The following is a 15,467-nucleotide window of genomic DNA, read 5'->3' on the forward strand; positions in this document are numbered from 1 at the left end:
ATTTTTATCAAAACTTAAAAATGCAAGAACTGTCTTTGTCTTCAAAACTGAAGTACATCTTTTCAATCCCTGTTATCATTTCCGCTCTGGGTTATTTTGTAGATATCTACGACCTGCTTTTATTCGGTATCGTAAGAATTCCGAGTTTAAAAGCTTTAGGTCTGAATCCGGATGCTGACGGAACCTTTATCCTGAACTGCCAGATGGTAGGCCTTCTTATCGGTGGAGTTTTCTGGGGTATTTTTGGAGATAAAAAGGGGCGGCTTTCCGTACTTTTCGGGTCCATCCTGGTGTATTCCCTTGCCAACATAGCCTGTGGTTTTTTACCCTATTTCCCCAAAGAGCATCTCGTGTATCAATACGCCGGTTTAAGGTTTATTGCAGGAATAGGCCTGGCCGGAGAGCTTGGAGCCGGAATTACCCTGGTTTCTGAAAGCCTGCCGAAGAGCCTGCGGGCCATAGGAACTTCTGTAGTAGCCGGTTTCGGATTGATGGGTGCAGTAGTGGCCCAGCTTACTGTAGAACTGGCTGGAGGATGGAATATTTCATACATTATAGGTGGAATTATGGGAATCATGTTATTGATTTTAAGAGTAAGCGTATCAGAGTCAGGTATTTATAAAAATATTGAGCATAAAAGTGTTTCCAAAGGAAACTTTCTTTCCTTTTTTACCAATAAAGAACGTTTGACCAGATATCTCAAATGCATAGCAGTCGGCCTGCCTACATGGTATTGTATAGGCATTCTGGCGGTTTTAGCCAATCAGTTTGCCCCGGAATTAGGGATAAAGGATCTTAACCCTGGAAAAGCCATTATGTGGGCTTATATAGGGATCTCTGTCGGCGATCTGATGAGCGGTTTTATTTCCCACGCGTTGAAATCACGTAAAATGGCTATTTTTTATATGCTGCTGTTCACCATAATTGGGGTGGCGGTCATGCTGTTTGGAAATACCAATACAGAAACAAAATACTATATGTTCTGTGTCTGGCTGGGCTTAGGCACTGGATATTGGGCAATGTTTGTTACCCTCGCGGCAGAACAGTTCGGGACCAATATCAGAAATACGGCAACTACTACCGTTCCCAATATGGTAAGAGGATTGGTGCCTGTAATGATTCTCGCATTTGATCTGTTAAAAAATAATTTCACTGTCATTATAAGTGCAGCAATTGTAGGAATTGTTGTATTTGGGCTGGCTTTCTATTCATCGCTGACGATTTCGGAAACGCACAATAAAGACCTGGAATTCACCGAATAATATAATATTTTTAACAAAAATTATCTCTTTTTAGATTCAATGAAATAAATAAATTAACATTTTGTTGTGTTTTATATAATTATTAATTGTTTAATTTTGAAGGTAAAGGAAATTAATTCTATTGTTTAATTAAAATAAAAACATCATGTCACAGGAAATTTTAAAAAAAGCAAAAAAGTTAAAAAAGGATGACCTTAAAAACATTATCGGCGGAGTTGGTGGAGTAATCACTCCGGATCTTTCACAATGTGGATGTAGCTGCACAGGGGCAGTAACAGGTCCGTCATATTGTATAAAGTATAAAAAGTGTCTGCAGGTAATAACCTGTTAATAAAAAAATCAGTAAAACCTTTCGAGCAATTGAAAGGTTTTATTGATTTACACTTAAGAATTTCAAGAAAACCTGTTGTCTTCTCCTGAACGGTTTTATGTTGGGTTAAAAGGCCGGATAATAAAATTGTTTAATAAATGCTAAGCGGTATTATTTCGATTATAACATAATAAAAGTAATGAAATCAATACATTATTAAAAATTTAATTAAATTATGTTGCGAATAATTAATATTTGTTTAACTTTGGAACGTAACTAAACTATATTGTTTAATCTCAAATCAAATCATTTACACTATGAAAAATGCTAAGAAATTAAAAAAAGCAGATCTAAAGAACATTAATGGAGGAATCAGCGGAAACCCTGATTTATCACTTTGCGGGTGCAGCTGCTCAGGTTCTGTAACCGGACCTTGGTACTGTGTACAGTATATAGGATGCCCGCAGGTTTATAACTGTCTTGATTAAGCCGGTTTAAGACTTATTTCAATAAGAAATAAACATTTCCACATTTAATACACAAAGGCCTTTTGGATTTTCAAAAGGCTTTTGTATTTTAAAATTTTTACTTTTAGACGATCAATTTGTTTTAAACTGATTGGGTTCTGATTAGGAAACTTGTCTGTGGAATAAAACAAAGTTGAAGCAGTAGCATGTTTATACTTTGAATCGAACTATATTCATATTAATCTCCAATTCTAAAAATCAGTAAGTGGGTTGATTGCTTTTTCAGAGTCATTCCGCTTCCTTTACAATTACCGGACTGCCCTCTTCCCAAAGTGACCTGCCAGGTTCTGTTTCCCGTAAACATTGTTGTATAGGTAATATTACCACCATGATTGGAAGTTCCTCCTTCGTTGTGGCTGGCCGTACTGTGCACTCTCGTATTGGTAGGAGCAGCCCCTTCAGGAAAATCAACATAATATGAACTCAAAGTACAGCCTTTTGAAAAGTGGACTGCTTCATATACTAATGTAATCTGAAATACACCCGGAGGAAACGTAATTGTAGAAGTAGAGGGATTATAAGTAAGGCCGGGTATTGCATTTTTTACTTGTGAAAGATTAGATATTCTTGCAGATTGACCGTTAGACTGGGAAGCTAAAAAGTTTGGGATATCATTAGTGAGCTTAAAATAGGCAGGCATAGGAGTTGACTTGTCAGGGCTCATTTTCTGCCACACTTTACCATCAAAGTAATAATAACCTGCTGCTGTGATATTTATTCTCTGAGACGTAGTATTTCCTCCACTGACATCTGTAATATAGATCATAGTAGCCTTTTCATTTGCAGTATATAGTGTGTCTCCTTTATTAGTTAGCTCCTGTCTGGTAAGTTTGGGTATGGTAATACCATCTTTTTTAGATAAATCAGCGGGACTGGAAACAATGTCAAGTGTGGTTGTCGGAGATGCTGTATTGATGCCAACTTGTGAAAAGAAAAGAATCGGCGCAAAACAAACTATTAAAAAAATAGACTTTTTCATAATATGTGTTTTTTGTTAATGTTTATATTTTTTCAATATTGACTATTGGTAAAATATGGAAGATGCCATAGGCAAGGGGTATTACTAGACTTTATTTATTTTGAATAAAGTATATAAAAACTGATCACCCGTATACTGCTCTTATCCTCCTAAGGCAATCACGGAAACCTGCGCACTGACAATGGAAGAAGTTCTCGTAAAAGATGTGATAAATTTGAAAGTATCACCGGAATTTAAATAAGTAACGTATGTGAAATTCTGATTAATTGTCTGTGTTCCGGAAAGATATCCGTCAATCATGGAATTTTTTATAATATTGTTTACTAATAACCTTACCACAGATGATCCGTCTGTTGCTGGATTATTCATGCTGATATCTTTATTTACGTTTATCGTGATTTGATGATATCCTGATTTTAAAGCTGTATATACTCCGGTAGCTGAATTATAAGTAAAATTATTTAAAAGAGGATTTGTGTTAAAAATAACTGTTTCATTGAAATTCGCCGCAATATTAGAGGTAGGAGTTGTTTTATTTCCTACTACAGAAGTGCTTGGGATGAAAAGTTGATTATTTACCTTTAATATTCCATTGGGATCAGTGACCACCAGTTTATCAGTAGAGTCATTGCTGATATTGGTATTAATGTCTCTGATTCTTAGATTACCATTCGCCAGATCTAATGCTTCAGTGGGCTGTGCCGTGTTTATGCCTACCTGTGAAAAAAATATTCCGGACGAAAATATAAATAACAGGCTTAAAATTGTTTTTCTCATTGTGTTTTTTCAAAGTATAAAATTATTATCTGTTTCAGACACAAATCTATATAATTCTAAACAAGATGAATTAATTGGCCATACATCAAACATACTTCAAATGTACATCAGTGTATGAATCTTGTTGATTATCAATTATGTTTTGATCTGTGCTTTGCAAGAAACAGTCTTTGAAATAGCTTTAAATACTGTTAGGTAAAGTTTTGTAAGTAGTATTTATCGGGATGATTACCGTATAATGTAGGACAGACTTCCTATACTGATAACCACCCATAAAATAACAGCTGCAGCCAATGGTTTGAAGCCTATTGTTTTTAAAGTTTGGATCGATAGGGTAGAGCCTATAAAAAATAAGGTCAGATTCAATCCGGATTTTGCAAGAGCTGTAATGGAAATAGTTAAGTGTTCCGGAAAAGGAAGGTAAGTATTAAGCAGGATAGCAATAATAAAATAACCGATAAACCAAGGGATTTTCACCTTCGATTCTTTATTTTTAAAGATAAACATAGTAATGATAGAAACCGGAATAATCCATAAAGCACGGGCCAGTTTCACTGTAGTAGCGATCTTCAATGCTTCATTTCCATATTTTCCGGCTGCACCTACCACAGAACTCGTGTCATGTATTCCTACAGCACACCAAAGCCCGAACTGTTCCTGCGAAAGATGCAGCAGATGTCCAATGGCCGGATAAATGAATAAAGCCACAGAATTCAAAGTAAAAACAATGGCCAGGCTCAAAGAAATTTCTTTTGTATCGGGCTTTATGATAGGTGAAATAGCGGCAATGGCACTTCCGCCACAGATTGCTGTTCCTGCAGAGATAAGGTAGGAAAGTTTTTTCTCAAGCTTGAATACTTTTCCCAATACATACCCAAGAATCATTACTGTCAGAATGCTTACAACCGTTAAAAGAAACCCTGTTTTTCCTGCCTGGAGTGCTTCATTTAGTTTAAGGCCGAAACCCAATCCTACAATGGAAATCTGAAGAAGCAAGTGGATGTATTTGTGAAGATGCTGCTCAAACGGATTTCCTATAAAAACAGCAAGACCAAAACCTAAGGCCAAGGCTATAGGAGAAGATAGTAAAGGAGTAAGGCACATAACGGCAAGTATAATAAATACAGCTTTTCGTATTTTTTCATTTCGGAAATCTTTCATAAAATAAGGTTTGAAATCAGACTCCAAAATTCCGAAATATAGTATTACAAAGTAAATTGTATTTTATTATAATGGATAACTTTTGGTTATGGTTTGGGTTGAGTTAGGTAGGAGAGTTTGAGAGTGATAGAGTTATGAGTGTGAGAACTTTTAGAGTAGATGAGTTAAGTACTGTGGTCAGTTGATGGTTACTGGTTCGTAGTAGTAAAGTTAATGAGTTATCGTCTGATGTCTGAATGCCTGGCATCTTGATTCCTGATTATTCGTTCTTTCTACAAACTTAAAATTCACCATTGACATCCATCCGTGTAAAATCTAAATAAATGACTGTAATTTAAACATCTGGAACCTAACTCCTTACAAACCTCAGAAAAAGCTCAATCATTTCAGACTGACCACCTTTTGGAAGAATAAAGTGGAAATTTCTCTCAATGCTAAAGTTTTTAATATCAACTATAGTCAGGCTGTTATTTTTCAGTTCATTCAAAATGGTGCTGATAGACAAAAATGCCATACAATCTGAGTGTAAAAGATAATTCTTGATACTTTCACTGCTTCCAAGCTGCATGACGGTATTGAGCGCTTCAATGTTGATCCCTTTTTCCTTTAAGCGGTTCTGGATGAATTCCTGGGTGCCAGAGCCCTGTTCCCGGAAGATCAGATTCAGATCATAAAGATCTTTTAAGTTTAAAGTTTTATGAGCCAATGGATGTTCTGTTTTTGCCGTAAGAACAATTTCATCAGCTTTGAAAATTCTGTAATCAAAAAAGGATGACTGGGATTCCCCTTCAATAATTCCCAGGTCGATCTTTCCTTCCTTCAGAAGTTCGGAAATAATCTCAGTATTATGAGCGATCAGCTCAATTTTAATATCCCTGTAATAAGAGTTGAATTTGGCCAGTATTTCAGGTAAAACATACTGTGCGACGCTGGTGCTGGCTCCAATAATCAGTTTTCCCTTATGCTGCTCCTTAATCTGACTCATTTCAAATTCCAGATCGCGGTAGATATTCCGGATCTTTTCTGCATATTCATATAAAATTTTTCCACTTTGGGTAAGCTGCACCGAAGTTCCTTTCCTGTCAAACAGTTTGGTCCCCATTTGACTTTCAATTTCTTTGATGTGCTTGGTGACGGCCGGCTGTGAAATATGAAGTTCCTCAGAAGCTTTAGTAAAACTGAGTCTTGATGCGGCTGTATGAAAAACTTTTAATCTGTAGTCAAACATTTGATTGCGAACTTATACTAACAAACTTAGTAAAATTATGCGGAGTTTTAAATTGGGAGTTGAGTGTTGTAAAGTTTGAGCGCTATAATGTTGAGAATTTTTTGTTAGAAGCAAGACACTTTAACATTCACACCTTAAACCCCTCAAACTTTTCATAAATCCGAAATAGATTTATCCCGGTCACTTTCATACCTTCTGTTCTTCGCTTCCCCGATTTTCTGCTTCGTGTAAATGCTGTGGCGCCCAGAAAACAGGTAGGAAACCACACACGCAATAGCTATGTAAACACCGCTTTCTGCACCAAATAGCTCTATTCCCATCAGCATGCAGGCCAGTGGAGTGTTGGTTGCTCCGGCAAATACAGCAACAAAACCCATTCCGGCCAGCAGACCAAACGGTAAAGGGATAAACAGGGACAAAGCACTTCCGAGAGTGGCGCCGATAAAAAATAAAGGAGTTACTTCTCCGCCTTTAAATCCTGCAGAAAGAGTAACAATGGTAAAGATCATTTTTAAAGCAAAATCATAGAGCGGAAGCTGTTTCTCAAAAGATTCCAGAATCACAGGAATTCCCAATCCGATATATCGCGTCGTTCCCATCGCAAAAACAGCCAGAGCAATGATAATTCCCCCGATTACAGGGCGGAATGGCGGATATTTAATTTTAGATTTAAAAACTGAACCCACCCAATGGATAATTCTGCTAAAGCCTGCAGAGCAGATTCCGAAAGCAATTCCGGCCAGCATACTGTACAAAACAGGAAGAAATTCCAGTTTTGGGATGAGATCTATATGATAATGGGTATGTTTCACATTCCAAAGATTGGTAACCAGATCTGCAAGAATTGCTGATGCAAAAGCCGGGAAAATAGCGTTATACCGTATTTTTCCGATCAGGAAAACTTCAAGCCCGAAAACCGCGCCGGCCAGAGGTGTCCCGAAAATGGACCCGAAACCTGCTGCAATTGCTGCAATGAGAAGAATTTTTCTATCGTGTCTGTCAAGCTTAAAAGGTCGGCTGAGCTGGTCTGCTATAGCTCCCGCCATCTGAAGTGCAGTTCCTTCGCGGCCGGCAGAACCCCCGAAGAAGTGCGTAACAATAGTTCCAAGATATACAAAAGGAGCCATTTTGAAAGGGATCATCTCTTTCGGATCATGAATATTGTCAATCAGTAGATTGTTTCCTGCTTCTACGTCCTTTCCGTAGTAATAATAGAGGAGGCCAATAAGAAATCCGGCAACAGGAAGCAGGGCAATCAGCCAGATATGATTTTCCCTGAAGTTTGTAGCCCATTCCAGAGACTGCAAAAATCCAGCAGAGGCCGTTCCTACCAAAGCACCAAGAATAATGCTGATGCAAAGCCATTTTGAAATATAGGGCAGGGCAGGATATTTTCTGAAAAAGTATTGAGTATGGAAAATTATTTTTCTGCGTAGTGTTCGTTGTTTTTTTGACATAATAATCCTGATAAGTTATTGGTTAATAATCTCTTAATCAGGCGTCATCAGCTTCTGTAAAGCGGTTGGGTAAGGAAGAGCACCATTTCCTTTCGTGCAAATATAAGTATTATTTCAAAAGAAACTGTTTTCAAGAATGTACTTTTTGCTTATCCGGATGCTTTCAAAAATATCTTTGTCGCTGGAGTCCTGTTCAAGGAACCAATATTGCAGGCCTGCCTTTTCTTTCGCACTGAAAATCTTTTTGAAATCAATAAGTCCGTTTCCTATTTCTGTAAAATCTTTTGTACCGGCTTTCATATCTTTTACATGCCAAAGAGGGAAGCGTCCGGGGTATTTCTCAAAGTAGGCCAGCGGATCAAGACCGGCTTTTGAAATCCAGTATAGATCCAGCTCCATTTTAACCCGTTCTGAAGATGTATTCTCTAAAATAAAATCATACACACTTTTATCATTTTCCAGTTTTTCAAATTCAAAATCATGGTTATGATAAGCAAACTGAATTCCTGCTTTTTGGGTTGCTTTACCACATTTTTCAAATAATTCAGGAAGCTTTTTATAGTTTTCAACAGTTCTTTCTTCAGGAAAAATATAAGAGCATACCATATACTGAGCGCCGATAAAATGCAGATCTTCTACACTTTTTTCCCAGCCATACAATAAAGTTCCTTCGTCTTGATGGATAATTCCTGTAGTATGGTGCGAGCTTATGACTTTTAAACCGGTTTGTTTAAGAATAGTCTGAAATTCAGTTCTGCTTTTTCCAAAGAATGTTCCATTGTAACCATAAATTTCCAGCTCTGTAAAGCCCAAAGCAGCCAGTTTTTCCAGGGCTTTCTCAAGATTATCCGAAACAGCGTCGCGGATGGTATAAAGCTGAATAGCTAAAGGCTTTTTACGGCTAACGCTGGAAATCCCACAGGAGTATAAGCCCAGAAGTCCTAATGATGAAAGGGTAATGAAATCTTTTCTTTGCATAGATTATAAAAATGGTTTCATTTCATCCTCAATCTGTGTTCTCAGGTTCATCAGGCGTTTTGCGTATTCTTCCTGCTGTTTTTCCTCTGCGGTTTCCGGAACCCATGTTGGGACAGGGAGCTTTTTACCGTTTTCATCTACTGCCACAAAAACAATAATACAGTGGGTTTTCTTATCAAAGGTAGGCTGTTTTAAATTTCTTGAAAACACATTGATTGAAATATGCATACTCGATTTTCCGGTATAAATGACCTGTGCGTCTACTTTGACCACTTCTCCGATCTTGATAGGCTCATAGAAACGGATCCCACCCACATAAACGGTTACGGAGTAATTTCCGCTCCAAGTAGTGGCGCAGGCGTAACCTGCCTGATCAATCCATTTCATAACGCTTCCTCCATGTACATTTCCTCCATAATTCACGTCCGAGGGTTCTGAAATAAACTGAAAAGTAATAGGTTTGTTCTGCATCTTTATAAAATTTTAATAAAGTTATTTAATAATTTCCAGAATTTTAGATTAAATCCTACTTTTGAAAGATAAAACTTCAGTGAAGAAGGAAATTTAACCCATAACAGATTTAAAAGTAACAATGAAGAAAGTATTTCATCTCAATACATGTGATACATGCAGAAAGATTCTGGCGCAGTTTGACCTTACAGACTGGGAACTCCGTGAAATCAAAAAAGAGCCGGTGACAAAGGAAGAACTGGCAGCTATGTATAAAAAAACAAAATCCTACGAAGCCTTATTCAGTAAAAAATCCACACAGATCAAATTAAGAGGTCTGGATACAAAATCTCTTGAAGAGAAAGATTTTAAAGACTTACTGCTTGATCATTATACATTTTTGAAACGTCCTGTTTTTCTCACCGACAATGAAATTTTTGTAGGGAATGACAAGAAAAATGTTGAAGCCTTAAGAGAATTCTTTGGAGTTGAGGAATAATTTTCTTGATTAATTACGGTTTTTAAGATCAAAAATACTTCGACTCCACTCAGCATGAGTGGAGTCGAAGTATTTTTAAATTATTTTATCAATATTTTGTGATTTATTTTTAATGGATTCAGTATTAAATACTTATATTTATAAAACAAAAAAAATAATATCATGAAAAACTTTTTACGAACAAAAAACCTTAACAGATCGGCATTAAAAAAAATTAACGGAGGGTTCAGACCTGTTGTCAACTGTTATACGCTGTGCGGACCGGCAGGCGGGGCTATCTCCAATACACCGGGAGTAGGTGATGCCTGTACACCGGACAGAATACTCTGCTGTATCTGTTATTAATACAAAAAAGAGGCTGTAATTCAATTACAGCCTCTTTTTTATGTTTTTTTGAACAATTATACGAAAGGAGCTTTCACTACTTTTGCAGGGATGTTCTTATTTCTTACCTGAATAAAGATCTCAGAACCCAGTTTGAAGTGAGGCTTGTCTACATAAGCCAGACCCAGACCTATTTTTTTCATAGGTGACTGTGTTCCTGAGGTTACCTTACCAATTACATTTCCTTCTGCATCTACTACAGGGTAATCATGTCTTGGAACCCCTTTATCCTGAAGCTCAAAACCTACTAATTTCCTTGTAACACCTTCTTCTTTTTGTTTTGCAAATGTATCTTTAGAGACAAAATCCTTGTCGAATTTTGTGATCCATCCTAATCCTGCTTCAATAGGAGAAGTAGTATCATCGATATCATTCCCATAAAGGCAGAAACCTTTTTCCAGTCTTAAAGTATCTCTTGCAGCAAGCCCGGCAGGAATAATTCCTTCTGCTTCACCTGCATTAATGATCGCATCCCAAAGCTGTTCAGCATTTTCATTATTAAAGTAGATCTCAAAACCCCCGCTTCCTGTATATCCTGTATTCGAAATGATCACATTATTTACTCCTGCCACACTTCCTACTGTAAAACTGTAGTAAGGAATCTCAGAAAGATTGGTTTCTGTAAGCTTCTGTAAGATCTCTGTAGCTCTAGGCCCCTGAACAGCTAATAATGACATGTCATCAGAAGCATTGGTCATTTTAGCCCCGAACGTGTTGTATTTTGAAATATGATTCCAGTCCTTCTCGATATTTGATGCGTTTACCACTACAAAATATTTGTCGTCTTCCATTTTGTAAACAATAAGATCGTCTACGATTCCACCGTTTTCATTAGGAAGGCAAGAATATTGAGCTTTTCCGTTTTCAAGAGCATCTACATTGTTGGTTGTAACAAACTGTAAAAGATCCTTAGATCCCGGTCCTTCAATAAAAAACTGTCCCATGTGCGAAACATCGAACAATCCGGCTTTCTCTCTTACTGCAAAATGTTCTTCCGTTACACCAGAATATTGTACAGGCATTTCAAAACCTGCAAAAGGTACGATTTTAGCGCCCAAAGAAACGTGTTTATCGTATAAGGCTGTTTTCTTCATATTTAATTTTATTTCTTTATTTTAAAGCTGTTGAAAGTTTCGTTAAAAAGGCTCATATAATTTCCGTTCCAGTACTTCTGGCCACAGTTGATGGAAACCAGATACAGATCTTTATCCTTTTGGAAAGCCCTGGTGATCCAGAAAAGCTGGTCTTTTTCGTCAAAATACTCGTAAGAATATTCTGTATATCCTTTTCTGCCTTTGGTTTCCTTTATTTTGCTTTCCGGATCTTCAGATTTATAAAGAGCCAGGATAAACTTTTTCATTTCTGCTTTCGGAAGATTCAGGTCGTGATATTCTGAAATGGTAATGGCTCCGATTTCATTGGCAGGGAAAATATTGACAATATCGCTGTCATTGGTAGATTTCCAGCCTTCAGGAACATTAATTGTGTAACCGGGACTGTCATAAACTTTTGCTTTTTGGGCAAAAAACAGGCTTGCCGATAAAAAAGCGGATATCAGTAATACTTTTTTCATCATTTAAAAATGGTGTTTATATTCTTCAAGGATGATTTTAAACCACGCTGTGAAGTTTTCAGGAGTTTTCAGCATTTCCTGATCAAGATTTTCCATGGAAATGAATCTTACTTCTTCCACTTCATCCTGATTTAACTTGAAATCTGCTTCATAATTCCCTACGAATACGTGGTCGAGTTCATGTTCCCAAAGACCTCCTCCTACATCTGCTTTATAGATAAAATTGAATTTTTCCGAAAGCTCCGTTTCGATTCCGAGTTCTTCTTTTAACCTGCGGTTGGCAGCTTCAAGATAGGTTTCATTTTCTCTTGGATGAGAGCAGACTGCATTAGTCCACTGGCTGGGAGAATGGTATTTTCCGGGTGCCCTTTTTTGAAGAAGCATTTCGCCTTTGCTGTTGAACAAAAACACGGAAAATGCACGGTGAAGAAGACCGTTGATGTGAGCCTGCTGCTTTTCCATAAGGCCCAGAACTTTATCTTCGGGATTTACTAAAACTACAAATTCTTCCATTTCTACAAATGTAAGCCTAATAAATGTATTTTGAAAATTTTTGGAGAAACATCATATGATATGGGGTAAGAGGTGAAGTTGAAAATATCCATAACGTGAGTTCGGCTAAATATCAGATGAGAATTCTCGAAGGGAGGGGCAGAGTTGTTTTAAGATGTCTTCCGGCACCAAGCCTCATTATTTTATTGAAATTTTCTCTTTTCTTAAAGCAGATGAAGTTACCCCCAAATGCTTTTTTAGAGATTTGTTTAAATGACTGCTGTCGGTAAACCCAAGGCTCCATGCAATTTCCTGGAAAGGTGCTTCCGTATACTGTATTCTGTTAACTGCTATCTGAAGCTTTGTTTTTAGAATGTATTCCTTTAATGGTTCATGAGCATTTCTTTTAAAATATTCGCTGAAATACTTCTTAGAAATGTTAAACTTCTCTGAAAGATAGACAACCGATATTTTTTTTTCATCAATAATATTCTGATTGATATGCTGAATGATGTCTGCAAATCTATCATCAATTTTTTTGTATAGATGATGGGATGCCGTTAATTTTGAACTTATTATTGTTAATATAGAGGCTAATGTATTGGCAACTAAGGTTTCCGAATACTCGGATTCCTGTTCTTTTTCAAGCTGTATGATTTCAAATAACCTCCTTACCTGGCGTTTGTCTTTTTCATCATTGAAATAGAGGCCGGTACTGAAATCATAAAACCCAATAATATAATTGAGCTTACTGTACCACTGTAAATAATCTATAGAGGTATTTTTAAGATTTTTGAAATAATGTTCCGTAAACCGGATAAAGAAAAAAGTAGTGGGTTCCGAAATTGTGTAAGCATGACATTTAGAATGCGGTAAAAGGAAAAAATCATTTTTTTCATAGGCTTTAGTTTGGTATTCTATACTTTGAATTCCTTTTCCCTTCAGGATAAATACCAGTTCGAAAAAACTGTTTTTGCGGAATCTGTCTTTCCATTCAGTAAGTTCGGCGGTTTCGATCTCGATAAGTTCTTGAATATGGTCCATGCTTTTGTCAGGCTTGATCCGGCAAAATTAGATCTTTTATTTTTACTTATTTATCCCATTTTTATACTCTTTCGGAAGCAGCTGTACTTCTAACTTTGCCAAAAAAAGAAATGGATTATAAAGAGATTTCAAAAAAAACGGTAGGATATCTGTATCAGGCACACTCAAGCATCAGAAATTCAGAAATAGACAATACACTTATTGCCCTGGCTGAACTAAGAATATCCCAGTTGAACGGATGTTCCTATTGCTGCAGTTTTCATGCTAATGAATTAAGAGAAATGGGAATGGAATTATCTTTAATAGATAAAATACCGGGGTACAAACATTCTGTATCATTCGACCCGAAGCAGATTCTGGTATTAAGATGGGCGGATGCTGTGACATTGCTGACCGAAGACCTGAAGATCTTGCTTGAAGAATTGAAAAAAGAGTTCTCAGAAAAAGAAATTGCAGAACTCACCTCCAGTATTTCCCTGATGAACGCTCTGAACCGTTTACGGATCAGTCTGGGAGATAAATTTTAAAGGTCATTTTTTATTTCAGATTTATCGTAACATTTAAAAATTTTAAAGTCACATTAAAAACGGAATAAAATTAACTACAGCTAGGTTAATGATAAAGTATTGTTAAATTTATTCATTAAATAACATTTTTTACAGTGTATTTTCAATATATATCAAATTTGACATTGAGCTTACAGGTAAAAGCTGTAACTTTGCATTTCAAATTTTAATGATGGAGTTAGAATATATCGAGCACTTAAGTCCTATTCTTAAGGATGGAGTAAAAAATTACTTAATAGACATAGACGGTACCATTACAGACGATGTTCCGAATGAAGAACCCGAAAGAATGGTTACCTGTGAACCTTATCCTGATGCACTTGAAACCATCAACAAATGGTATGACGAGGGACATCAGATCTGCTTCTTCACTTCAAGAACAGAAAACCTGAAACAGATCACCATCGACTGGCTGGATAAGAATGGCTTCAAATACCACAGTGTACTTTGCGGAAAACCGAGAGGAGGAAATTATCACTGGATAGACAACCACCTGGTAAGAGCGACAAGATACAAAGGCAGATTCACAGACCTTGTAGAAAAGCAGGTTACCATTGAAGTTTTCAAAGAAGATTAAGAAAACATATACAGAGATTTAAAAATTGAATGATAAAAAGTGTACGCACTGAAATTCTTTAATTTTTAAATCTCTTCACTTTTAATATCAATTGTATTTATGAAAGTTTTAGCAAATGACGGTCTGGATCAATCTGGAATTGATGCTCTGGCTGAGAAAGGTTTTGAAGTGATCACTGCAAAAGTCCCGCAGGAGTTTTTAGTAGATTACATTAATGAGCACAAGATCCGTGCCCTGCTGGTAAGAAGTGCCACACAGGTAAGAAAAGATATTATTGATGGATGCCCGTCTATTGAGATTATCGGTAGAGGCGGTGTAGGAATGGATAATATTGATGTAGATTATGCAAGAGAGAAAGGAATTCATGTAATCAATACCCCTTCTGCTTCTTCGGAATCGGTTGCTGAGCTTGTTTTTGCCCATTTGTTTTCCGGAGCGAGATTCCTTCAGGATTCAAACAGAAAAATGCCTTTAGTAGGAGATACGGAATTTGCGGGTCTGAAAAAAGCATATACTGCCGGTATCGAATTAAGAGGTAAAACAATCGGTATCGTTGGAATGGGAAGAATAGGACAGGAGGTTGCCAGAATTGCTCTTGGATTAGGAATGAGAGTGATTGCAGCGGATAATAATGTAGGAAAGGCAAGCATTAAAGTGAAATTCTACAACAACCAGTTCATTAATGTAGACATAGAAACTGAACCGCTTCAGGATGTTCTGAAACATTCAGACTTCATTACCCTGCATGTGCCGGCTCAGAAAGACGGATACATGATCGGGAAGAATGAGTTTGATATCATGAAAGACGGTGTTGCCATTGTAAACTGTTCAAGAGGCGGTGTTATTGACGAATCAGCTTTAATTGCTGCATTAGATTCAGGAAAAGTGAAATTTGCAGGCCTGGATGTTTTCATCAACGAACCTACTCCTTCTAAAGAAATACTGAACCATTCAAAGATTTCCCTGACTCCGCATACCGGTGCTTCTACTTTGGAAGCTCAGGACAGGATCGGACTTTCTCTGGCGGAACAGATCTCAAGTATTTTACAGATTCAGTAAACACTGAATCGGATAAAGATGTCTCGTCCTGAAAATCCGATACAGATTAAAGGACAAAAATAAATAATTAAACCAGAGCAAATTTGTTTTTGCTTTGGTTTTTGCTTTTATAAGTTTTCATTTTGATTTCCTTTTGTTTATGCA

At 36.9% G+C, this 15,467-nt stretch carries 19 protein-coding genes and 1 riboswitch; of the genes, 8 read left to right on the plus strand and 11 right to left on the minus strand.

Features of this window, described 5'->3' with window-relative positions; translation table 11 throughout:
• Positions 1-20 precede the first annotated feature (20 nt).
• The 3 genes from J4Q03_RS19915 to J4Q03_RS19925 all read left to right on the plus strand — a co-directional run bounded on the left by J4Q03_RS19915 (position 21) and on the right by J4Q03_RS19925 (position 2,060).
• Entirely contained in the window at positions 21-1,262 is a 1,242-nt protein-coding gene (locus tag J4Q03_RS19915) for an MFS transporter (RefSeq protein WP_426049858.1), read from the plus strand.
• Positions 1,263-1,407: 145 nt separating this feature from the next.
• Complete coding sequence (locus tag J4Q03_RS19920; RefSeq protein WP_426049859.1) at positions 1,408-1,593, plus strand: hypothetical protein; 186 nt, start codon at positions 1,408-1,410, stop codon at positions 1,591-1,593.
• A gap of 296 nt (positions 1,594-1,889) precedes the next feature.
• Positions 1,890-2,060, plus strand: a complete 171-nt coding sequence (locus J4Q03_RS19925) for a hypothetical protein (protein ID WP_426049860.1) — start codon at positions 1,890-1,892, stop codon at positions 2,058-2,060.
• A 217-nt stretch (positions 2,061-2,277) separates the two neighbouring features.
• Here J4Q03_RS19925 and J4Q03_RS19930 read toward each other — a convergent pair whose 3' ends face one another.
• From J4Q03_RS19930 to J4Q03_RS19960, 7 genes are all read right to left on the minus strand, one after another.
• The gene (locus J4Q03_RS19930) at positions 2,278-3,078 is read right to left on the minus strand and encodes a hypothetical protein (RefSeq protein WP_426049861.1); all 801 of its coding nucleotides are present in this window, start codon (positions 3,076-3,078) and stop codon (positions 2,278-2,280) included.
• Between the two features lie 141 nt (positions 3,079-3,219).
• Positions 3,220-3,855 (minus strand): hypothetical protein, encoded by a 636-nt coding sequence (locus J4Q03_RS19935; protein ID WP_426049862.1) that lies wholly within the window; start codon positions 3,853-3,855, stop codon positions 3,220-3,222.
• Positions 3,856-4,083: 228 nt separating this feature from the next.
• Positions 4,084-5,016 (minus strand): YeiH family protein, encoded by a 933-nt coding sequence (locus J4Q03_RS19940; protein ID WP_426049863.1) that lies wholly within the window; start codon positions 5,014-5,016, stop codon positions 4,084-4,086.
• A gap of 349 nt (positions 5,017-5,365) precedes the next feature.
• Positions 5,366-6,244 carry a LysR substrate-binding domain-containing protein gene (locus tag J4Q03_RS19945; protein ID WP_426049864.1) on the minus strand — a complete coding sequence of 293 codons (879 nt, stop codon included), beginning with the start codon at positions 6,242-6,244 and terminating at the stop codon, positions 5,366-5,368.
• 152 nt (positions 6,245-6,396) lie between these two features.
• A complete protein-coding gene (locus J4Q03_RS19950) occupies positions 6,397-7,701 on the minus strand; it encodes a voltage-gated chloride channel family protein (RefSeq protein WP_426049865.1) in 1,305 nt (434 codons plus the stop codon).
• A gap of 31 nt (positions 7,702-7,732) precedes the next feature.
• A riboswitch (Fluoride riboswitch) is annotated at positions 7,733-7,800 on the minus strand.
• 15 nt (positions 7,801-7,815) lie between these two features.
• Positions 7,816-8,679 (minus strand): sugar phosphate isomerase/epimerase family protein, encoded by an 864-nt coding sequence (locus tag J4Q03_RS19955; protein WP_426049866.1) that lies wholly within the window; start codon positions 8,677-8,679, stop codon positions 7,816-7,818.
• A 3-nt stretch (positions 8,680-8,682) separates the two neighbouring features.
• Positions 8,683-9,150, minus strand: coding sequence for an acyl-CoA thioesterase (locus J4Q03_RS19960; protein WP_306845682.1), 468 nt, complete (start codon positions 9,148-9,150; stop codon positions 8,683-8,685).
• Between the two features lie 121 nt (positions 9,151-9,271).
• Between J4Q03_RS19960 and J4Q03_RS19965 the strand changes: the two genes are divergently transcribed.
• Together J4Q03_RS19965 and J4Q03_RS19970 are read left to right on the plus strand one after the other, a co-directional pair.
• Positions 9,272-9,628, plus strand: a complete 357-nt coding sequence (locus J4Q03_RS19965) for an arsenate reductase family protein (protein WP_426049867.1) — start codon at positions 9,272-9,274, stop codon at positions 9,626-9,628.
• Positions 9,629-9,790: 162 nt separating this feature from the next.
• The gene (locus J4Q03_RS19970) at positions 9,791-9,973 is read left to right on the plus strand and encodes a hypothetical protein (RefSeq protein WP_426049868.1); all 183 of its coding nucleotides are present in this window, start codon (positions 9,791-9,793) and stop codon (positions 9,971-9,973) included.
• A 56-nt stretch (positions 9,974-10,029) separates the two neighbouring features.
• Here the strand turns inward: J4Q03_RS19970 and gcvT are convergent, their stop codons facing one another.
• The 4 genes from gcvT to J4Q03_RS19990 all read right to left on the minus strand — a co-directional run bounded on the left by gcvT (position 10,030) and on the right by J4Q03_RS19990 (position 13,121).
• The gene (gene gcvT, locus J4Q03_RS19975; protein WP_426049869.1) at positions 10,030-11,106 is read right to left on the minus strand and encodes a glycine cleavage system aminomethyltransferase GcvT; all 1,077 of its coding nucleotides are present in this window, start codon (positions 11,104-11,106) and stop codon (positions 10,030-10,032) included.
• An 8-nt stretch (positions 11,107-11,114) separates the two neighbouring features.
• A complete protein-coding gene (locus J4Q03_RS19980; RefSeq protein WP_426049870.1) occupies positions 11,115-11,585 on the minus strand; it encodes a hypothetical protein in 471 nt (156 codons plus the stop codon).
• A gap of 3 nt (positions 11,586-11,588) precedes the next feature.
• Complete coding sequence (idi, locus tag J4Q03_RS19985; protein WP_426049871.1) at positions 11,589-12,098, minus strand: isopentenyl-diphosphate Delta-isomerase; 510 nt, start codon at positions 12,096-12,098, stop codon at positions 11,589-11,591.
• Positions 12,099-12,275: 177 nt separating this feature from the next.
• A complete protein-coding gene (locus J4Q03_RS19990; protein WP_426049872.1) occupies positions 12,276-13,121 on the minus strand; it encodes an AraC family transcriptional regulator in 846 nt (281 codons plus the stop codon).
• Positions 13,122-13,231: 110 nt separating this feature from the next.
• Between J4Q03_RS19990 and J4Q03_RS19995 the strand changes: the two genes are divergently transcribed.
• The 3 genes from J4Q03_RS19995 to J4Q03_RS20005 all read left to right on the plus strand — a co-directional run bounded on the left by J4Q03_RS19995 (position 13,232) and on the right by J4Q03_RS20005 (position 15,323).
• Positions 13,232-13,648: a carboxymuconolactone decarboxylase family protein gene (locus J4Q03_RS19995; RefSeq protein ID WP_426049873.1), complete on the plus strand. Its 417-nt coding sequence runs from the start codon at positions 13,232-13,234 to the stop codon at positions 13,646-13,648.
• A gap of 211 nt (positions 13,649-13,859) precedes the next feature.
• Complete coding sequence (locus tag J4Q03_RS20000) at positions 13,860-14,264, plus strand: LNS2 domain-containing protein (RefSeq protein WP_426049877.1); 405 nt, start codon at positions 13,860-13,862, stop codon at positions 14,262-14,264.
• A gap of 99 nt (positions 14,265-14,363) precedes the next feature.
• Positions 14,364-15,323 (plus strand): D-2-hydroxyacid dehydrogenase, encoded by a 960-nt coding sequence (locus J4Q03_RS20005; protein WP_426049874.1) that lies wholly within the window; start codon positions 14,364-14,366, stop codon positions 15,321-15,323.
• Positions 15,324-15,467 lie beyond the last annotated feature (144 nt).

Source organism: Chryseobacterium sp. NFX27, from assembly GCF_049887855.1.
In the GTDB taxonomy this organism is placed as follows: Bacteria; Bacteroidota; Bacteroidia; order Flavobacteriales; family Weeksellaceae; genus Chryseobacterium.

What these genes read in the sequence shown, in the direction of transcription:
- J4Q03_RS19915 (WP_426049858.1), top strand. Translation starts at nt 21, where the DNA reads ATGCAAGAACTGTCTTTGTCTTCAAAACTGAAGTACATCTTTTCAATC.
- J4Q03_RS19920 (WP_426049859.1), top strand. Translation starts at nt 1,408, where the DNA reads ATGTCACAGGAAATTTTAAAAAAAGCAAAAAAGTTAAAAAAGGATGAC.
- J4Q03_RS19925 (WP_426049860.1), top strand. Translation starts at nt 1,890, where the DNA reads ATGAAAAATGCTAAGAAATTAAAAAAAGCAGATCTAAAGAACATTAAT.
- J4Q03_RS19930 (WP_426049861.1), bottom strand. Translation starts at nt 3,078, where the DNA reads ATGAAAAAGTCTATTTTTTTAATAGTTTGTTTTGCGCCGATTCTTTTC.
- J4Q03_RS19935 (WP_426049862.1), bottom strand. Translation starts at nt 3,855, where the DNA reads ATGAGAAAAACAATTTTAAGCCTGTTATTTATATTTTCGTCCGGAATA.
- J4Q03_RS19940 (WP_426049863.1), bottom strand. Translation starts at nt 5,016, where the DNA reads ATGAAAGATTTCCGAAATGAAAAAATACGAAAAGCTGTATTTATTATA.
- J4Q03_RS19945 (WP_426049864.1), bottom strand. Translation starts at nt 6,244, where the DNA reads ATGTTTGACTACAGATTAAAAGTTTTTCATACAGCCGCATCAAGACTC.
- J4Q03_RS19950 (WP_426049865.1), bottom strand. Translation starts at nt 7,701, where the DNA reads ATGTCAAAAAAACAACGAACACTACGCAGAAAAATAATTTTCCATACT.
- J4Q03_RS19955 (WP_426049866.1), bottom strand. Translation starts at nt 8,679, where the DNA reads ATGCAAAGAAAAGATTTCATTACCCTTTCATCATTAGGACTTCTGGGC.
- J4Q03_RS19960 (WP_306845682.1), bottom strand. Translation starts at nt 9,150, where the DNA reads ATGCAGAACAAACCTATTACTTTTCAGTTTATTTCAGAACCCTCGGAC.
- J4Q03_RS19965 (WP_426049867.1), top strand. Translation starts at nt 9,272, where the DNA reads ATGAAGAAAGTATTTCATCTCAATACATGTGATACATGCAGAAAGATT.
- J4Q03_RS19970 (WP_426049868.1), top strand. Translation starts at nt 9,791, where the DNA reads ATGAAAAACTTTTTACGAACAAAAAACCTTAACAGATCGGCATTAAAA.
- gcvT (WP_426049869.1), bottom strand. Translation starts at nt 11,106, where the DNA reads ATGAAGAAAACAGCCTTATACGATAAACACGTTTCTTTGGGCGCTAAA.
- J4Q03_RS19980 (WP_426049870.1), bottom strand. Translation starts at nt 11,585, where the DNA reads ATGAAAAAAGTATTACTGATATCCGCTTTTTTATCGGCAAGCCTGTTT.
- idi (WP_426049871.1), bottom strand. Translation starts at nt 12,098, where the DNA reads ATGGAAGAATTTGTAGTTTTAGTAAATCCCGAAGATAAAGTTCTGGGC.
- J4Q03_RS19990 (WP_426049872.1), bottom strand. Translation starts at nt 13,121, where the DNA reads ATGGACCATATTCAAGAACTTATCGAGATCGAAACCGCCGAACTTACT.
- J4Q03_RS19995 (WP_426049873.1), top strand. Translation starts at nt 13,232, where the DNA reads ATGGATTATAAAGAGATTTCAAAAAAAACGGTAGGATATCTGTATCAG.
- J4Q03_RS20000 (WP_426049877.1), top strand. Translation starts at nt 13,860, where the DNA reads ATGGAGTTAGAATATATCGAGCACTTAAGTCCTATTCTTAAGGATGGA.
- J4Q03_RS20005 (WP_426049874.1), top strand. Translation starts at nt 14,364, where the DNA reads ATGAAAGTTTTAGCAAATGACGGTCTGGATCAATCTGGAATTGATGCT.